This is a genomic window from Acinetobacter sp. DL27 (assembly GCF_055810995.1).
Map to the genome: position 1 here is coordinate 1,773,149 of NZ_CM147947.1, position 19,182 is coordinate 1,792,330.

Consider the following 19,182-nt stretch of genomic DNA (forward strand, 5'->3'; position numbering starts at 1 on the left):
TATTCGGTTTTGGACAAGAAAGCTACTTTTGCTGCAATGTGCACAGCAACAAACATTCGCAAGCAGGAGGCTTAAAGTGAATACAAATCCAGTTAACATCAACACGGTGGTCGATGAAGCCAAATTTACGCCCTTTCATTGGAGTGTACTCATTTGGTGTCTACTGATTATTATTTTTGACGGTTATGATTTAGTCATCTATGGCGTGGCATTGCCACTTCTGATGCAAGAGTGGGGACTCAGTGCAGTACAAGCAGGCTTACTTGCGAGTACAGCATTGTTTGGCATGATGTTCGGTGCGATGAGCTTTGGTACGTTGTCCGACAAATTAGGCCGTAAAAAGACCATTATGATTTGTGTGGCTATTTTTAGTGGCTTCACCTTTTTAGGCGCATTTGCAAGCAATCCTATCGAGTTTGGTATTTTACGTTTTCTTGCGGGACTTGGCATTGGAGGAGTGATGCCAAACGTGGTCGCACTCATGACTGAATATGCTCCGAAGCGTATTCGTAGCACACTCGTTGCGGTTATGTTCAGTGGTTATGCTATTGGTGGCATGACATCAGCTTTATTGGGTGCATGGTTGGTAACAGACTATGGTTGGAAAATCATGTTCTATATCGCCATCATTCCATTTTTGGCTTTGCCGATTCTTTGGAAGTTTTTACCTGAGTCTTTAATGTTCCTGACTAAAAAGGGTGAAACTGAAAAAGTCCGTGAAATTGTGCAAAAAATTGCACCTGAGCAAGCGATTCAGCCTGACACGACATTTAAGCTCAACGAACCTGTTGCTGGTGATGACGCTCCATTAAAGGCATTGTTCCAACAAGGTCGTACCTTTAGCACCATGATGTTTTGGGTGGCATTCTTTATGTGCTTACTCATGGTCTATGCGCTTGGAAGCTGGCTACCAAAACTAATGATTCAAGCGGGCTATTCGCTTGGTGCAAGTATGATTTTCTTATTTGCTTTAAATATTGGCGGTATGGTTGGAGCGATTGGCGGTGGTGCGCTCGCAGACCGTTTCCACTTAAAACCAGTTTTAACGACGATGTTCACCTTGGGCGCAATTGCACTGATTCTACTCGGTTTCAACAGTCCACAAATGGTGCTGTACGGTTTAATTGCGATTGCAGGCGCAGCAACTATTGGTTCACAAATTCTACTGTATACCTTTGTCGCACAGTTCTATCCAACTGCTGTGCGCTCTACAGGTATGGGCTGGGCTTCAGGCATTGGACGCATTGGCGCAATTGTTGGGCCTGTACTGACAGGTGCATTGTTAACTTTTGAGTTGCCACATCAAATGAATTTTCTCGTGATTGCGATACCTGGTGTGATTGCAGCTTTGGCAGTGTTTATGGTCAACTTAAAAGTATCCGTGGATGGTGAAAAAACCAAATCAAAACAAGTGTTTGATGCGGTTAAATCGACAGCGAATTAAATAATAGTGAACCCATGAGTCTAGTGCATTAGTAGTAGGCTCATTTCAAAAACTGTATGAACTGTTAAAATCAATTTGCTTTTTATAAGTTGTTTTTTAACGCGATTTTTAATGCGATAAAAAGTTTCATTTTAAAGTATTAAAAAAAATGCATTGCGTTAGAAAACAGCGATGAAAAAGAGAGCTAAATATTAAAGAGTAAAAGTCAGGACAGACTTAAATACACAGGACCCGTGTTAAATGAAACAATTTAAGAAGAACGTTTTAGTTGTCACTTTATCCATGTTAAGTAGTGCAGCATTACATGCACAAAGCAATACGACGGCAGAGATTGAACAACTTAGAAATGAAATTAATGCGTTAAAACAAATGCTTCAACAGAATACTCAGCAACAACAGCAGCAAGCTGTTCAATTGAGCGCTGTTGAACGTCAAGTGTTGACGACGCCAAAAACGGTTGAAAAAACGGGGTTAGGTTTGACCAAAGGTGGGGCAGAGTTCAACTTATACGGTAATGTTCGCGCGGACGCATCGTATCAGGCTGAAGGTGGTGCTCGTGATATGCCCTATAACCAAATCAATAGCGTACCTTTAGAAGGAAATGCTGAAAATAGCGATCGTTTAAGATCAACTCTTTCAGCAACGCGATTAGGTTTGGACTTTAAAGCGCCAGTCGCCGATCAGAACTTAAATGCTAAAATTGAGGTCGACTTTTTAGGCGGTGCAAACCTTGATAATTTACGTATTCGTCATGCGTATTTAAACTATGGTAACTGGCTAATTGGTCAAACGTGGTCAAACTTTGCGACTCCAGACTACATCCCTGAAACGATTGATGCTTTGGCTTATGTGGGTGCTTCAATTAAACGTACCCCTCAAGTGCGTTATACCCATAAATTCACGCCAAATACCAACTTAGTCGCGGCAGTGGAAGACCCGAAAGATGCCAGCATGAGCCAACGTATGCCTGCATTTACGGGACGACTGAATCATAAGTTTAATGATGCCCTTTCAGTCAGTGGACGTGCAATGGCGCATGAAAAACGTATTCAAAATCAAGAAGAGTGGGCGTATGGCGTAGGTGTTGGTGCCAAATTTGACATCACCCCTGTGACTTCTGTGAAAGCGGACTACTACCATGTCAAAGGTGATAGCAGCTTTGTATCCTTTACAAACCCTGGTGTAGTTGCAACAAGCACAAGTATTGAACAAAATGAATTTGACTCAATTACTGTCGGTTTAACACAAAAGTTTAATGACAAATTACGCGGTACTTTAGCTTATGGTTATATGACTTTTGATAAAAATCAGGACTACCTTGATGCTGTAGCTGATGATACCAAAATCAATAAAAACTTATGGCAGGCATGGGGTAATTTATTCTATAGCCCAGTTCAGCCTGTTAGCCTTGGCGTAGAGTATGTCTACGGTGAGCGTGAAGCGTTTGCACCTGCGGCAAATGGTAGTAAAAAAGGTGAAGATAACCGTGTGAACTTGGTTGCGATTTATAACTTCTAATACTTTAAGTGAAATTTCACATAGAAGCCGAAGGATAACTCCTTCGGCTTCTATGTATTGCCGTTTAATTTACTCGATACTCAGTTTTGAAAAGATGTTGCACATGTAATGCAATAGTAGAAGTTTCATCAGAACTTAAGTTATTTATCACATAAGAATAAGTCATGAAAATAAAGCACATGTGTTGTCATCAACGGGTTACATTAGGTGAGGTAAGTAACGGTATATAGAGTACTTGATGACAATAACATGGATTCTTTTTACGCTTATGGCCGCTTTCATGCAGGCTTGGCGCAACGCTTTTCAAAAGCAACTCAGTACTACTGTAGATGTTTATGGAGTGACTCTAGCGCGGTTCATCTTTGCTTTACCTTTAGCACTGATTTACATCAGTTGCCTTTACCATTTCAAACCTGTGACAGAGTCCGTCCATTTCAATCTCCGTTTTGCTATCTATGTGCTTATTGCGGCGTTGAGCCAAATTGCAGCAACAGCATTGATGGTTCAGCTTTTTAAGCAAAAAAATTATGCGATTGGGGTGGGTCTTGCTAAAAGTGAAGCAGTACTTGCTGCGATTATTGCTGTAGTCTTTTTATCTGATCATTTAAGCCTTTTAGGCTGGTTAGGGGTTGCTGTCGGAGGCTTCGCAGTATTTTTAATGTCCAAAGGGCGGGACTTTTCTGATTTTTCCGTACAAACCTTATGTATAGGTATCGGTAGTGGTTTATGTTTTGCCATTACCTCGCTCTTGGTACGTGAGGCCAGTTTAGAACTAGATAATTTACCGTTTATTCACCGTGCAGCTTGGGTGCTTTTAATGGTGATTGCGACACAGTGCTGTTTACTTTTAATGTATTTGGGTATATTTCGCCGCGCAACATTATGGGCCATGTGGCAACGTATTGGACTTACATTTCGTGTCAGCCTCTGTAGTTTTTTGGCGTCACTGGGTTGGTTTAGTGCCATGAGTATGCAGTCCGTGCCCATTGTAAAAACTTTGGGGCAGGTTGAGATTATCTTTAGTATGTTGATTTCAGCCTACTTCTTTAAAGAAAAACTGGCACGTGCTGAACATCTCGGTATCGTATTAGTGGTGATTGCTGCATTTTTAGTGATTTGGGCTTGAAGTCTGATCTTTACACAGCCTATGTCATTCACTTGTAATGACATTAACCATTCAAAACATAATTTAACTGCCGTTTTACTAGTATTCAACTCAAAAAAATAGAGATTAAACCCATGTCTAGGTTTAATCTCCAAAGTGTGTTTTTCTCGTGAGATTTAATTCTGTGGCCAAAATTTAGATGTCTATATCAGTGCAACAAGCTTCAGATTTTTACTAAAGAAGGTAGTTTTGATCTGCACCGACAAAGAAAATCACACCTATACAAAAAAGCCCACAGTAAATCGCGAACCAGATAATCATGTTTTTAAATGCTTTATCTGAAATTGAACTATCTGCATATTTTGCTGGTTTTTTTGAGTCTAGATCTTTCATGGTTACTGCACTCAACTGAGGTGATGAGTACATTATGCAAAGCAAAGGACTGATGAAACAGATACAAAAACAAGATTAAAAAAATATAACAGATGAAGCAGAATTGCTTAGGGCTGTTATAGTCTAAAGCCTGTGTGACACACTATGTAGATATCAGTAACTTGTTTTCAGAGTCCTATCACTTGAAAATACAAGAAAATTAAAAATGATCTTATATTTAAAATACCACTCATGAATTTTATACATACTGAATCATTAGAAATGATCATTTCATTCATGACTGTAATTTTTGTACATTAACTAAAATAGGCTTTGTCTATGTAGAACAAAGTACTTGAACCTTCACCAGGCGTTTAAGTTTAAAACGATATTTAGAGAGTATTATGAAAAATTTTGAAAATAAAGTGGCTGCGATCACAGGTGCAGGTTCAGGCATTGGGCAGCAATTGGCGATTCAACTGGCAAGGCAAGGTACACATTTGGCACTCAGTGATCTCAATGAACAAGGTTTAGCGGAAACCTTAAACCACGTCAAAGATTATCCTATTTCAGTCACGCTCACAAAACTAGATGTTTCAGACCGTAAGGCAGTAGAGGATTGGGCAAAGCAGTGTCAGCAAGACTTTGGACAGGTCAATTTAGTTTTTAATAATGCAGGGGTCGCGTTAGCGAGTACTGTTGAAGGCTTAAGCTATGAAGATGCCGAGTGGATTTTCAACATAAACTTTTGGGGAGTGGTGTATGGAACCAAAGCTTTTTTACCCTACTTAAAACAAAGTGGCTCTGGGCATATTGTGAATATTTCAAGCTTATTTGGACTCACGGCTCAACCCACTCAGAGTGCCTATAATGCGACAAAATTTGCTGTCCGTGGTTTTACCGAGGCACTACGTCAAGAGTTAGATTTACAAGACTGTGGCGTTAGTTCAACTTGTGTTCATCCTGGTGGTATACGTACTAATATTGCCAATAGTGCTCGAATGAGTGACAGTATTCGTGCGCTGGGTATGAACCCAGAGCGTGCCAGCCGTTCTTTCAATAAAATGCTTAAAACCCCGCCAGATGTAGCAGCACAGGCCATTTTAAAGGCTGTAAAAAAAGACGAGCGCCGTGTCTTAATTGGAACAGATGCCAAAATTATCGATCTGGTACAGCGTATTACACCAACAGGCTATACGCAGGCCATGAGCTTTTTGACAGGGAAAAAACGCCGTAAATAAAGACGTATTCACATGAAAGATGATTTTATTGTTTTAACCGAGTATACTAAATCGAGTAATTTTTAAATTAAAAAAAGCTTCGATTTCAATGCTAAAGCATTCCGTTAAATAAAATGATAAGGAGTCCTACATGAGTGGTTCTCATAACCATGATCACAGTCATGTTGAAGTGACTGCAAAAAATGCCAAGAAATTAACCATCGCACTTGCCCTGACGTTTACCTTCTTAATTGTAGAAGTGGTCGCAGGATTTATCACGCAAAGCTTGGCCTTACTGTCCGATGCAGCGCATATGTTTACCGATGCCGCTGCTTTAGCGATTGCTTTAGCAGCCATCAAAATTGGGCAAAAACCTGCCGATGATAAACGTACTTTTGGCTATCAACGGTTTGAAATCTTGGCAGCTTTGTTTAATGCCATGATGTTGTTTGTGGTAGCCATTTACATTTTATATGAAGCCTATCAGCGTTTTAGTCAGCCACCTGAAATTCAAAGCTTGGGTATGTTGGTTGTTGCGGTTCTGGGTTTAATCATTAACCTGATTTCAATGAAGATTTTGGTGTCGAGCAGTCAAGACAGCTTAAATGTGAAAGGGGCTTATCTTGAAGTGCTCAGTGATGCCTTGGGCTCTGTGGGTGTGATCATTGGCGCACTGGTGATTTATTTCACAGGTTGGATGTGGGTAGATACCGTTATTGCGGTGTTGATTGGCTTTTGGGTCTTACCTAGAACTTGGGTGCTACTGAAACAAAGTATCAATATTTTGCTCGAAGGTGTACCAAGTGAAATTGATATCGAATCTTTACGCAATGATTTGCTGGCTTTAGAGGGTGTACAAGGTATTCACCAGCTTAAAGTTTGGGCCATTACCTCTAAGAATGTGCATTTAACAGCGCATTTGATTGCACCTGATGTAGATCAGAGAGCTTTATACCACCAAGCTGTGGAGTTATTGGGGCATGAGCATGGGATTACGCAAGTGACTTTGCAGATTGAAGAAGATGAATGCCATCCACACCAACATGAACATAGTCATTAAAAAAGACTTGACCTTAGACTTAGTCTAGGCTTTACAATAGCGTCACTTTATTTCAGTACGACATTATGCGTTCTACCACGTGGCTTAGCGTCTTAGTTGCTTTATTCATGTTCCAAAGTCTTTGGAACGTGGCGGCAGCTTTTTGCGTCCATGAAGAACAAAAAACTCAAGTCGTGACGCAACAAAATTTTCATTTTGGCCACCATCAAACCACCTTGTGTGTGTCTGATGATAAGGCACACCAGCAAAGCAGTGCCGATAGCCATACTCAAACGGCAAATGATCAGTTTGAATTGGGTGAAGACCATCAAGACCATCAAGATCATTTGCCTTCAATGGCACATTTGATTATTCCGAAAGAAATAAACTATCAAATGCCGCTCGCGTTTGAAGTTCGTGAGCGTCCGCAGTTTTTTTGGCACAATGCCTATCAAGCCCCTGATTTATTGGGGCAACATCCTCCTCCTGAACTTTCCCCGCTAATGGTGGGGTAGCCTAAAACATTTCCCACCACTTCTTCTAAAAATTAGTGGGAAAAAACATGTCGAATCAATTTAAGGCGTTTATACGCCAAGCCCTTGCTGTGGGCATAACAACAGCCGCGATGCAATGGAGTTTTGCCGAACCGATCAAGACTTTGGATGAAGCTTTAGCAAAAGTAGAGCGCTATCAAAACCAAAGCGACATTGGGCAACAGCGTCAAAGCATTTCAGAGCTGAACATCAAAAACAGTGGCCTATGGCAAAATCCTAGCTTAAATATCAATCAAGATGGTTTGGGTTCAAATACCAATCAAGAGCTCAGTATTGCCATCAGTCAGCCCTTAGATGTTTTTGGACAGCGTAAGCTTAATCAAAAACTCGCAGAAACAGCGCAGCAACAAGGACAGTTACAACAACAACTGTGGACAGCACAAAGCCAATTGGTGGTGAAATTTGCATGGTCTCAGTTGGCTTTGGCACAAGTTGAAAAATCGCTGTACGCAGCACAACTCAAAGTGAGTCAAAACAATTTAGACAGTGCCAAAAAACGTTATCAGGCGGGCAGTATTGCTTTGGTTGACTATGAACGTGCGCAAATCGAAAGTTTGGATATGCAGCGCTTATACCAACAAGCGGTACTGTCAGAACAAGTAGCACAGCGTCAACTCTCAAACCTTTGGGGCGAAACCAAAGCCGATATTCAACTCAATGCGACCTCAATGCCATGGCCAGATCAAAGCGATGCCACAGTACAGCGCTATATTGCTGAAGGTTGGTTGGAAAAGCTATATGCACTGAACATTCAACAGTCCAATTTAAACATTGAAAGTTTAAAAGTGCAGGCACGTCCCAATCCGACCTTAAATGTCGGCATGAAACGGAGCCAAGCACCGAATGAAAGTAGCGATACCACATTAGGTGTCGGCGTGGATATTCCGCTGAATATTTTTAACCGTCAGCAATACAGCATTCCGATGGCCCAGCGTCAGCAAAGCCTGTTGAATCAGCAGCAACAGCGTGAGTTAAAACAGCAGATTTTAGATATCGCCAATGCCATGCATGAACTCAAAGGACTAAATAAACAGTTTAGTTCGATGAGTCAACAAACGTCTTTGGCAGAACAAGTGCAAGTCCGCACGCTGCAAGGTTTTAAAGCGGGAAAGCTGTCCATTACCGACATTCAACAAGCCAACTTACAGCTGCAAAGCATACGCCTTGGGCAGTTGCAGTTATTACGTCAAGCTTGGCAGACTGCATTGAGCGCAGAAGCACTCAGCCTCGGTACCAGCTATGAACAGATCAGTAGTTCAGATGCTTATAGCCAAATCAATAAAAATTCAATCGCACAAATACAAGACCTCATCCTTGGCGGAGCACAATAATATGCAACTAAAAAACCAATTTGGAAAAATATCACAGCCATTGATGATTGGGCTTTTGCTCCTCATTACATTTCTCATCGCTGTTGGAATTTGGTTTAGCTCGAAAGATACAACCACTGATGAACATGCGCATGAAGAATCTGAACATTCGGATGAGCCCGAGGCCGAAAAAGGACATGCTGAAGAAGGCGAAATTCAACTAACAGCGCAGCAACTGACAGAGCAAGGCATTCAAATCGCTTCAGCTCAACAAGGTGTGGTGTCTCAAGTTACCGTTCTACCCGGAAAGCTTGTGGTCAATACCGATCAGCAAGCACACATTTCGCCAAACTTTGGTGGGCATGTGGAACAGGTGAATGTTGAACTTGGTCAAAACGTACAAAAAGGACAAACCTTAGCTGTACTGTCTGTCCCTGAACTGATTGATCAACAAGCCAATTTGCGGATGGCTCAAGCCAGTTTGGATTTGGCACGTCAAGATTATCAACGTGAACAGCAGTTATGGTCACAGGGCATTTCTGCCAAGCAAGACTACCAACGGGCAGAAAATGCTTACCGACAAGCGCAGATTACTGTGCAATCGGTGCAAAGCCGTTTAAACGCCCTAGGGGCAACAGGTGGGGTAAATGGTCGTTTTGCCATTAAAGCACCCATTTCAGGTGTGATTAGCCAAAAAGATATCGTAGTGGGTGAAAACGTACAATTGGCCGATCAACTTTTTGTGATTGAACAATTTAAAGAGTTATGGCTTGAGTTTAATCTGCCTGCTCAGTACTCAGGTCAGTTAGAAGCCAATCAGAGTTTAACATTTAAGCCGAATGCTTCTGAACAAAAATATGAAGCCATTATCCAAAGCTTAACCTCTCAAGCCGATGCACAAACAGGACGCTTGGTGGTACGTGCTAAATTAAAAAGCCAAGCGGCTGAACTACGTCCAAATGTTTTAGTGAATATCTTTTTAGACAATACCAGTTCAAAAACAGCACTTCGCGTCCATAAAAGTGCTATTCAAAACATTGAAGGTCAAACTTCGGTATTTGTGGTCGACGCTGAACAAAAAGGACAAGTGCATTTGAAAGCGCAGCCCGTTCAACTTGGGCAAGCTTCAAATGATGTTCAATGGGTGGAAGTGATTTCAGGCCTAACAGCAGGACAACGCTATGTCAGTCAAGGCAGCTTTGTTCTTAAGTCTGAACTCGAAAAAGGCGAGGCTGATCATGCACACTAATCATGATTTACCCAAGCCTGAGGGTTTGTTTGAACGAATTATTCAGTTCTCTATTCAAAATGCAATTTGGGTCATGCTCTTTGTCTGTACATGGATTGCGGTCGGGGTTTATAGCTATCAAAAACTGCCGATTGATGCAGTGCCCGATATTACCAATACGCAAGTACAAATTAATACCCAAGCCAATGGTTTTACCGCATTGGAGGTTGAGCAGCGGATTACCTATCCAATTGAAACTGCAATGGCGGGTATTCCAGATTTACAGCTGACTCGATCTATTTCACGCTATGGTTTGTCCCAAGTCACTATTGTATTTGAGGATGGCACAGACATCTATTGGGCACGTCAGCAGATTAATCAACGGGTGCAAGAGGTCAAAGCGGACTTACCTAGCGATGTTTCCCCAACCATGTCACCAGTTTCGACGGGTTTAGGTGAAATTTATCAATGGGTCATTAAAGCTGAACCGAATGCCAAAAAAGTGGATGGTACGGCTTATAGCGCGATGGACTTGCGGGAGATCCAAGATTGGATCGTTCGTCCACAATTGCAACGTGTTGCGGGGGTTGCCGAGGTCAACAGTATTGGTGGGTTTAACAAAACCTATGTGGTTGCTCCCGACTTAAACCGTATGCAACAGTTGAATATTTCCTTAAGCCAACTACAAACTGCTTTACAGGAAAATAATGAAAACCGTGGCGCTGGTTATATTGAGGAAAATGGTCAGCAGCTCACAGTCCGTGTTCCGGGGACACTCAACAGTCTTGCAGACATTGAAAATACAACGGTTGCCAGCCCAAATGGGAACCCCATTCGTGTCGCGGATATTGCGCAGGTTTCAATTGACCATGACCTCCGAACAGGAGGAGCAACCTATAACGGCGAAGAAACTGTACTCGGCATCGCTATGATGATGATGGGGGAAAATAGTCGAACGGTGTCTAAAGCTGTAGATGCCAAAATTCAGGAGGTGCAAAGCAGTTTACCGCAAGGTGTCACAATAGAAACGGTTTATGACCGCACGACTTTGGTGGAAAAAGCCATTAAAACGGTGCAAAAGAACTTGGTTGAAGGCGCAATCTTGGTGATTGTGATCCTCTTTTTATTCTTAGGTAATATTCGTGCGGCGTTAATTACAGCCTGTGTGATTCCACTGTCTATGCTGTTTACTTTAACGGGTATGGCACAGCAGAACATCAGTGCCAACCTGATGAGTTTAGGGGCATTGGATTTCGGGATTATTGTCGACGGTGCAGTGGTAATTGTTGAAAACTGTATTCGCCGTTTAGCCCATGCCCAGCAGTTACTCAAACGACCGTTGACTCAGTCGGAACGTTTTAAAGAAGTGTTTTTGGCAGCGCGTCAAGCCCGCCGTCCACTCATTTTTGGTCAGCTGATTATTTTAGTGGTGTATTTACCGATTTTTGCACTGACTGGTGTAGAGGCAAAAATGTTCCACCCAATGGCTTTGACTGTTGTACTTGCACTCGTTGCAGCCATTATTTTGTCGATCAGCTTTGTACCTGCGGCTGTCGCACTTTTTGTCAAAGGTGACATTAAAGAAACTGAAAGCCGTTGGATGCTGTGGCTAAAAGAGCGATATCAGCGAGTATTGGACTGTACCTATCAGTATAAAGCGGTGGTTTTGACCTTCGCACTGTGCTTATTGGTGTTGACGGGATTACTTGCAACACGTATCGGCAGTGAGTTTGCACCGCAACTGAGTGAAGGTGACTTTGCTGTACAGCAACTGCGCTCTCCAAGCACAGGCTTAGAAGAATCACTTCGTATTCAGGAAAATACGGAAAAGCTACTTCTGAAGAAATTCCCTGAAATACAGGCTATTTTTGCGCGAACAGGCACGGCTGAAGTGGCGACCGATGTGATGCCACCGAATATTTCAGATGGTTACGTCATGCTGAAACCCCGTGATGCATGGCCAAATCCAAAAGAAACACTCGATGAACTGCGTAGCCGTATGCAGGCCTATTTAGCAACATTGCCCGGTAACAACAGTGAGTTTTCTCAGCCAATTGAACTGCGTTTCAATGAGTTAATATCGGGTGTACGTAGCGATGTCGGTGTCAAAATCTTTGGCGATGACATGCAAGTATTAAATACGGAAGCTGAAAAAATCAGTAAATTGATTCAACAGGTTTCAGGCAGTACCGCCGTTAAAGTTGAACAAACGTCGGGTTTACCTTTGCTCAATGTGGAAATTGATAAAAGCTTGGCGGCGCAATACGGCCTAAGTGTCAAAACCATACAAGACTATGTATCAGCAAGCATTGGCGGACAAAATGTTGGTGAAATTTTACAGGGTGACCGCCGTTTTGACTTTGTGATTCGACTTAGTGAACAAGACCGTAGTGTCAGTGGGATCGCGCAACTGCCAATACAGCTTCCGAATGGTGGCAGTATTTTACTCACCGATATTGCCACTGTAAAAATGATGGATGGCATCAACCAAGTCAGCCGTGAAAATGGCAAACGTCGTGTGATTGTCACAGCGAATGTGGAAGGGCGCGATTTAGGTTCTTTTGTCACAGAAGTACAAAGTCAGCTTAAACAATACCCACTTCCAAGTGGCTACTGGATTGAATATGGTGGTCAGTTTGAAAATTTGGCCTCGGCACAGGCTCGAATGCAGATTGTGATTCCACTGGCATTATTGACGATCTTTATTTTGCTGATGGCCGTTTTCCATAACATCAAAGAAAGCTTGCTGGTGTTCACGGGTGTTCCATTTGCCCTAACTGGTGGTGTGCTTTTCTTGTGGTTAAGAGACATTCCTTTGTCAATGTCGGCGGGCATTGGTTTCATTGCCTTGTCTGGCGTTGCCGTTTTAAATGGTTTGGTCATGCTGACCTTCATTAAAGAGTTAAGAGGGCAATACCGCTTACATGAAGCCGTTTGGCAGGGAGCGATTTTGCGATTAAGGCCTGTTTTAATGACCGCTTGTGTGGCGTCCTTAGGTTTTGTGCCGATGGCGCTTGCCACAGGCACAGGAGCAGAGGTTCAACGTCCACTGGCGACCGTGGTGATTGGTGGAATTATTTCTTCGACGTTATTGACCTTGGTGCTATTACCAGTGTTGTATCGTTGGATGAATGCAAAAAAAGAAACGAAAGTTTAATCCCTTAATCAGTTGAAGCATGGGGAGGCAAAATAGTCTCCTCATACTTTTTTATACTACTTGATATCAGTCTGATCGCTTTGGAGAGTTAAAAATGGCAAATCTGTTATAGTCTGTTATATTTTTTTCACAAAGAACTGTATCTGTCCTTTCGTATAGGAAACCTTAGAATAATGAATATAGATAGAGCGTTGAGGTATTGGAAATGAACTTTTTACTGAAGAAAAATAGAGCTTGGTTTGTATTCTTTATCATTACTTTATATTCGTTTCTTGGATTTTTTCTTGGATTTATCATTTGGGAATACTTTTTAAAGTAGCAAATGACTTCGCTTAGAACTGCATAGCATTTGTAAAACCTATCGATAGAATAGAAAGAGCTAAAAACGATTTTTAGCTCTTTTCAGTTTTTCCAATAGATTATGTAAAATACTAACTCCACAAATTTACCAAAGATTAAATGTCTCAACCTGCATTTAAATATTTTTGAACAGACTTATGCTGCACTTACTTTATTATTCAACATATCCATAAACGTTTTTAAAATAATATTGGGATTTTTCCCTTTTTTCGTAATTAAGCAAATAGGGGTACTGTACTGTAAAGTATCGTGTAAAATAGGTTTCATCAAACCTTCGCTCACCCATTTTTTTGCATAATGATCGGGGAGAAAACCGACAAATTTTCCAGTAAGTATCAGAAAAGAAATGCCTTCTCGGTCACTTGCGGTTGCAGAGCAATCTAGAAATTGATGGAATTGGGTCGCTTCAGGAGTCATAGCATAATTCGGCTGCACAGCATGCCAATTTTTTAAGTCTTCTAATTTAATATCATTCAAATGTTCAAATATTGGATGTTCATTGCCACAGAATAAAAGTGAACTTTCACTATATAAATTATAGTACTCCAACCCAGATAAAGGAGTAACCAGTGGAATTGCACCTGCATGTAAACGGTTATCTAACACTCTGCATTCAATATCGGATAGAGTACTCATACTAATATTAATCACGACCTCCGAATTTTCTTCGGACAATTGCGCCAAAGTCTTGGTGATATAGCCGCGCGGCATGGTCACTAGGTTGTTAATGATTCCAATATTAAATTCACCTTTAAGGTAATTATGCATTTTATTAATTTTGGCTCGAAAATCTTCAATCGAAGCATTAAGGACTTCGATATATTCTAAAATTTCACGCCCTTCATCTGTCAAGGCAAAACCAGCACGTCCTCGCTGGCAAAGGCGGATCCCCAGTCGATTCTCTAGATCACTCATATGTAAACTAATGGCTGAACGACTAATACCTAAAATGCTTTCGGCAGATGTAAAACTATGACAATCGCATACTGTTTTAAATATTTTTAGAAGTTTTATATCAAAATCAGTCACTTGATTTAATTTTTTGGGTTTCATTCAGTTTTTCTTTTTTAAATCTAAACACAAGATAATTTGAATTTATCAAAACTATGCTGCTCTGTACACTCAAAATATAACTCATGATAAGCAGGCTAATAATGTTTGATTTAGACACTATAAATGATAACGAATGCGCATCGGAAGCTGCTCAATTAGATACGAAAATGAACTTAAACTATCAAGCGCATTGGATGCCATTTACTTCAAATCGCAACTTTCAAAAAGATCCAAGAATTATTGTAGGTGCGAAAGGTTCACACCTGATTGACAGTACTGGACGCGAAATTTACGACTCTTTATCTGGGCTTTGGACTTGCGGTGCAGGACATACATTGCCTGAAATACAGCAGACGGTGAGTCGACAATTATCCACGCTAGACTATTCTCCGGCATTTCAATTTGGCCATCCGCTATCCTTTCAATTGGCTGAAAAAATTGTGCAGCACATGCCTGAAAATTTGCAGCATGTATTTTTTACAGACTCTGGTTCTGAATCTGCCGATACCGCAATTAAGATGGCGCGAGCATATTGGCGCATAAAAGGTAAGCCAAGCAAAACAAAATTGATTGGTCGAGCACGCGGTTACCATGGAGTAAACGTTGCAGGAACCAGTTTAGGCGGAATTGGTGGTAACCGTAAAATGTTTGGTCAGTTGATGGATGTAGATCATCTACCACATACTTTACAGCCAGACCTCAGCTTTACCAAAGGCTGTGCAGAAACGGGCGGTATTGAATTGGCCAATGAAATGCTCAAGCTTATTGAATTGCATGATGCATCGAATATTGCCGCCGTGATTATCGAGCCTGTTTCAGGTTCGGCTGGCTGTATTGTTCCGCCAGTTGGCTATTTAAAGCGCTTAAGAGAAATCTGTAATCAGCATGATATTTTACTTATTTTTGATGAAGTCATTACTGGTTTTGGCCGTATGGGCAAATGGACCGCTGCCGAATACTTTGGTGTGTCACCTGATATTTTGAATTTTGCCAAACAGATTACCAATGGTGCTATTCCACTGGGTGGGGTTGTTGCTAGCCGTGAAATTTACACTGCCTTCATGCAGCAAGATTTACCCGAGCATGCTGTTGAATTCACTCATGGCTACACCTATTCGGCACATCCCGTAGCGTGTTCGGCAGCTTTGGCGACACTAGATGTACTCGAAAATAAACATCTGCTTGATCAATCTGCCGCTTTAGCACCAACTTTTGAGAAGCTTTTGCATCAGTTAAAAAGTGCACCAAATATTGTAGATATTCGCAACTGTGGACTGATTGGTGCAATTCAATTAGCACCGCGTGATGGCGATGCAACAATTCGCAGTTTTGAAATAGGCATGCATTTATGGAAGGCGGGTTTCTATGTTCGCTTTGGCAGCGACACACTTCAGTTTGGACCTATGTTCAATAGTACGCCAGCTGAGCTAGAACGCTTGATGAATGCTGTAGGTGAAGCACTTTATCAAGTGAAATAGGCTTAACTCACATTTAAATCAAATTGGACTGATGACGAATTAATAAATAAAGGATAGATACATGAACAATTTAGAACATTTCAGCCATGGTGAACCGACTAGAACTGCATCTGAAATAGCACCTGCTCATCAAGTGTTAGGGCACTATATAGATGGCAACCTTGTGGTCAAGGGAACGAGAACAGTACCTGTTTATAACCCAGCCACAGGAGAAAAAACCAAAGAAGTCATAATCGCTGATACGCAAACAGTCAATGATGTTATTCAAATGGCCAATGATGTCTTTCCTGCATGGCGTGATGCTCCAGTCATTAAGCGCGCTAGAATTATGTTCAAATTTAAGCAGCTGCTAGAGGAAAATGCCGAAAAAGTTTGTGAGTTGATTGGTCAAGAACATGGCAAAATTGGGCACGATGCAAAAGGTGAACTGCAGCGCGGTATCGAAAACGTAGAATATGCATGTGGCGCACCTGAATTTCTAAAAGGGGAATATTCTAAAAACGTTGGTCCTGACATAGACTCGTGGAGTGAATTTCAGCCTTTAGGTGTGGTTGCAGGCATTACGCCCTTTAACTTCCCCGCAATGGTGCCATTGTGGATGTTCCCAATGGCAATCGTTTGTGGCAACTGCTTTATTCTCAAACCATCAGAAAAGACTCCATCCGCTGCATTATATCTAGCAGAATTGTTAAAACAGGCAGGCTTGCCAGATGGAGTTTTTAATGTGGTAAATGGCGATAAAGAAACGGTTGATGCGCTGTTGCATCATCCTAAAATTCAAGCCGTTAACTTTGTTGGTTCGACACCGATTGCAGAATATATTTACAGCACGGCCACATCGAAAGGTAAACGATGCCAAGCTTTAGGTGGTGCTAAAAATCACGCCATTATCATGCCAGATGCAGACTTAGATAATGTCGTAAATTCACTATTGGGTGCTGCATTTGGTTCATCCGGTGAACGCTGTATGGCGCTATCTGTTGCAGTCGCTATTGGTGATGAAATTGCTGATGCGGTGGTGGAAAAACTCAAACAAGAAATGCAGCAGTTGAAATTTGGTCATTATGCAGATAATAGCAATGATTTTGGTCCGCTGATTAGTCAAGCACATAAAGATAAAGTGCAAGCTTATATCTACAGTGCAGAGCAGCAAGGTGCTAAAATTATTGTCGATGGGCGGAATGTTCAACCTACAGGCTATGAAAAGGGTTTCTTTGTTGGTCCAACCTTAATTGACCATGTATCACCTGATATGACTAGCTACCAGTAGGAAATTTTTGGCCCTGTGTTGCAAGTGATACGCGTGGAGACAATGCAAGAAGCGATGCAGCTGATTAATGACCATGAATATGGTAATGGGACCTGCATCTATACACGTGATGGTGAAGCTTCTCGTTATTTTACCAATAATATTCAGGTTGGTATGGTTGGCGTTAATGTACCATTGCCTGTACCAGTTGCTTATCATAGTTTTGGTGGTTGGAAGCGCTCGTTATTTGGTGATCTGTATGCTTATGGGCCAGATGGTGTTCGTTTTTATACACGTCGTAAAACGGTCACTCAGCGTTGGCCATCTACGCAAGTTCGCGAAGCAAAACAATTTGCTATGCCTACACTCAATTGATATACAGTAAGGGAAAACATCATGTTTTCCCTTTTTATTTTCGTGATGTTGGAGATGTTTATTTTTAATTTTTAGAGCTAATTAAAAAAGGGAATTATAAGATATGAACAGTGACAAAATAGAAAAATTGGGTGAAGGACTTTCCAATAGACATATCACAATGATTAGTATTGGTGGGGTCATTGGTGCAGGATTATTCGTCGGGTCATCTGCAGCAATTGCTAAAGCAGGGCCAGCAGCGGTGCTTGCATATATAATTACAAGTATTTTAGTTTTTTTAGTTATGCGAATGCTTGGTGAGATGGCTGTGGTACAGCCAGACACAGGCTCTTTTTCAACCTATGCGCGCAAAGCGATTGGGCCATGGGCTGGTTTTACCATCGGATGGTTGTATTGGTGGTTTTGGGTTTTGGTTATTCCAATTGAAGCCATTGCTGGTGCTGAAATTTTACATGCATGGTTTCCAGAAGTTTCAAGTGGCATATTTGCGTTTGCCTTTATCATATTACTGAGTCTAGCGAATTTTTTCAGTACCAAAAGTTTCGGTGAGTTTGAGTTCTGGTTTTCATTAATTAAAGTGGTTGCGATTGTTGTCTTTATTGCTATAGGGACATTGGCTGTTTTCGGTGTTTGGCCGCTAGCAAAAGATGTGAGTGGCGTTGGCAATTTGTTCTCCAATGGTGGATTTATGCCACATGGTATGGGTGGTGTTTTATCTGCCATTTTAATCTCAGCATTTTCCTTTTTTGGGATTGAAATTCTTTCAATTGCAGCGGCAGAATCTAAAAATCCAGAAGAAAAAATTAAACGTGCCACTAATTTAGTGCTATATCGCATTATTCTATTTTTCGTGGTTTCGATTTTTCTAGCCGTTGCTTTGGTGGATTGGCGCTCGCCAGATTTACAAAAATTAGGCACTTTCCAATATGTATTGGCGAGTTTAAATGTTCCTCAAACGAAGCTGATTATCGATTCTGTGGTGTTTATTGCCGTTGCAAGCTGTATGAATGCAGCCGTATATACTTCTTCACGGATGCTATTTGCTTTGGCTTCTCGTCAAGAAGCACCTAGAATTGCGACAAAAATCAATACATCTGGTGTACCAGCAATCTCTGTATTTGCATCGACAGTAGTTGGTTTGATCTGTTGTGCAGTCAATTACATGTTCCCAGGTCAAGTATTTGGTTTCTTGCTCTCTACAACAGGATCAATTGCACTGTTGGTGTATTTGGTGATTGCATTTTCTCAACTGCGGTTAAGAACACAGTTAGAAAAATCAGGGGCGGTACTTTCATTTAAAATGTGGCTATTTCCTTGGCTCACATGGTTTGTGATTATCGTGATCATGAGTGTTTTAGCTTATATGTTCTTATCACCAACTTATAGCTATGAAACATCTTTATCACTAGGTGTAACCTTGGTGGTTGTATTCTGCAGCTTAATTGTTACTAGAAAGCGTCGCAAAAACCATACTATGGCTATGAATCTAGAGTAATTTTTAAAACAATGCAGCAAACTATGTATAGTGAAAAATCTTTCATATATCTATACATGGTTTGCTTCAGTCTTTGTAGCATCACCCCACGCTTTCATTTAAATGTGAATGATCTGCAATAAATGAACCCCCAATATCTTTAGGTACAGTCTGTATCGAAATAATTAAAAAAACTGAGATATGTTGAATAATGTGCTTGTTCATTCTACGAAAATTGTGAATACT

Annotated in this window: 13 protein-coding genes and 1 pseudogene; 13 read left to right on the forward strand and 1 reads right to left on the reverse strand. The window is 41.3% G+C overall.

The window, feature by feature from the left end; genetic code table 11:
• Window positions 1-76: 76 nt before the first annotated feature.
• From AC0KVP_RS08615 to AC0KVP_RS08660, 10 genes are all read left to right on the forward strand, one after another.
• Window positions 77-1,444, forward strand: a complete 1,368-nt coding sequence (locus tag AC0KVP_RS08615) for an aromatic acid/H+ symport family MFS transporter (protein ID WP_473336015.1) — start codon at window positions 77-79, stop codon at window positions 1,442-1,444.
• A gap of 240 nt (window positions 1,445-1,684) precedes the next feature.
• Window positions 1,685-2,962 (forward strand): DcaP family trimeric outer membrane transporter, encoded by a 1,278-nt coding sequence (locus AC0KVP_RS08620; protein WP_473336017.1) that lies wholly within the window; start codon window positions 1,685-1,687, stop codon window positions 2,960-2,962.
• 238 nt (window positions 2,963-3,200) lie between these two features.
• Window positions 3,201-4,088, forward strand: a complete 888-nt coding sequence (locus AC0KVP_RS08625; protein WP_473336019.1) for a DMT family transporter — start codon at window positions 3,201-3,203, stop codon at window positions 4,086-4,088.
• Between the two features lie 755 nt (window positions 4,089-4,843).
• Window positions 4,844-5,680, forward strand: a complete 837-nt coding sequence (locus AC0KVP_RS08630) for an SDR family NAD(P)-dependent oxidoreductase (RefSeq protein ID WP_419271996.1) — start codon at window positions 4,844-4,846, stop codon at window positions 5,678-5,680.
• 130 nt (window positions 5,681-5,810) lie between these two features.
• Complete coding sequence (locus tag AC0KVP_RS08635) at window positions 5,811-6,719, forward strand: cation diffusion facilitator family transporter (protein WP_004693172.1); 909 nt, start codon at window positions 5,811-5,813, stop codon at window positions 6,717-6,719.
• 65 nt (window positions 6,720-6,784) lie between these two features.
• Window positions 6,785-7,213 (forward strand): cation efflux protein, CzcI-like, encoded by a 429-nt coding sequence (locus AC0KVP_RS08640; protein WP_473336025.1) that lies wholly within the window; start codon window positions 6,785-6,787, stop codon window positions 7,211-7,213.
• A gap of 47 nt (window positions 7,214-7,260) precedes the next feature.
• On the forward strand, window positions 7,261-8,583 hold the full coding sequence (locus AC0KVP_RS08645) for a TolC family protein (protein ID WP_087012978.1): 1,323 nt from the start codon (window positions 7,261-7,263) through the stop codon (window positions 8,581-8,583).
• Window position 8,584: 1 nt separating this feature from the next.
• A complete protein-coding gene (locus AC0KVP_RS08650) occupies window positions 8,585-9,811 on the forward strand; it encodes an efflux RND transporter periplasmic adaptor subunit (protein WP_473336028.1) in 1,227 nt (408 codons plus the stop codon).
• Complete coding sequence (locus AC0KVP_RS08655; protein WP_029575020.1) at window positions 9,801-12,947, forward strand: efflux RND transporter permease subunit; 3,147 nt, start codon at window positions 9,801-9,803, stop codon at window positions 12,945-12,947. Before AC0KVP_RS08650 ends, AC0KVP_RS08655 begins: the two co-directional genes overlap by 11 nt.
• A 205-nt stretch (window positions 12,948-13,152) precedes the next feature.
• A complete protein-coding gene (locus tag AC0KVP_RS08660) occupies window positions 13,153-13,266 on the forward strand; it encodes a hypothetical protein (protein ID WP_010326689.1) in 114 nt (37 codons plus the stop codon).
• A gap of 176 nt (window positions 13,267-13,442) precedes the next feature.
• Here AC0KVP_RS08660 and AC0KVP_RS08665 read toward each other — a convergent pair whose 3' ends face one another.
• A complete protein-coding gene (locus AC0KVP_RS08665) occupies window positions 13,443-14,360 on the reverse strand; it encodes a LysR family transcriptional regulator (protein WP_473336031.1) in 918 nt (305 codons plus the stop codon).
• A 101-nt stretch (window positions 14,361-14,461) separates the two neighbouring features.
• Here AC0KVP_RS08665 and aptA point away from each other — a divergent pair, with 101 nt between their 5' ends.
• The 3 genes and pseudogenes from aptA to AC0KVP_RS08680 all read left to right on the forward strand — a co-directional run bounded on the left by aptA (window position 14,462) and on the right by AC0KVP_RS08680 (window position 18,957).
• Window positions 14,462-15,838 (forward strand): omega-aminotransferase AptA, encoded by a 1,377-nt coding sequence (gene aptA, locus AC0KVP_RS08670; protein WP_473336033.1) that lies wholly within the window; start codon window positions 14,462-14,464, stop codon window positions 15,836-15,838.
• A 61-nt stretch (window positions 15,839-15,899) separates the two neighbouring features.
• Window positions 15,900-17,462, forward strand: a pseudogene (locus AC0KVP_RS08675) (CoA-acylating methylmalonate-semialdehyde dehydrogenase).
• 103 nt (window positions 17,463-17,565) lie between these two features.
• Window positions 17,566-18,957: an amino acid permease gene (locus AC0KVP_RS08680; RefSeq protein ID WP_473336035.1), complete on the forward strand. Its 1,392-nt coding sequence runs from the start codon at window positions 17,566-17,568 to the stop codon at window positions 18,955-18,957.
• Window positions 18,958-19,182 lie beyond the last annotated feature (225 nt).

Coding starts and splice junctions, on each gene's coding strand:
- AC0KVP_RS08620 (WP_473336017.1), top strand. CDS start 1,685: ATGAAACAATTTAAGAAGAACGTTTTAGTTGTCACTTTATCCATGTTA.
- AC0KVP_RS08665 (WP_473336031.1), bottom strand. CDS start 14,360: ATGAAACCCAAAAAATTAAATCAAGTGACTGATTTTGATATAAAACTT.
- AC0KVP_RS08660 (WP_010326689.1), top strand. CDS start 13,153: ATGAACTTTTTACTGAAGAAAAATAGAGCTTGGTTTGTATTCTTTATC.
- AC0KVP_RS08680 (WP_473336035.1), top strand. CDS start 17,566: ATGAACAGTGACAAAATAGAAAAATTGGGTGAAGGACTTTCCAATAGA.
- AC0KVP_RS08655 (WP_029575020.1), top strand. CDS start 9,801: ATGCACACTAATCATGATTTACCCAAGCCTGAGGGTTTGTTTGAACGA.
- aptA (WP_473336033.1), top strand. CDS start 14,462: ATGTTTGATTTAGACACTATAAATGATAACGAATGCGCATCGGAAGCT.
- AC0KVP_RS08640 (WP_473336025.1), top strand. CDS start 6,785: ATGCGTTCTACCACGTGGCTTAGCGTCTTAGTTGCTTTATTCATGTTC.
- AC0KVP_RS08650 (WP_473336028.1), top strand. CDS start 8,585: ATGCAACTAAAAAACCAATTTGGAAAAATATCACAGCCATTGATGATT.
- AC0KVP_RS08625 (WP_473336019.1), top strand. CDS start 3,201: ATGACAATAACATGGATTCTTTTTACGCTTATGGCCGCTTTCATGCAG.
- AC0KVP_RS08645 (WP_087012978.1), top strand. CDS start 7,261: ATGTCGAATCAATTTAAGGCGTTTATACGCCAAGCCCTTGCTGTGGGC.
- AC0KVP_RS08630 (WP_419271996.1), top strand. CDS start 4,844: ATGAAAAATTTTGAAAATAAAGTGGCTGCGATCACAGGTGCAGGTTCA.
- AC0KVP_RS08635 (WP_004693172.1), top strand. CDS start 5,811: ATGAGTGGTTCTCATAACCATGATCACAGTCATGTTGAAGTGACTGCA.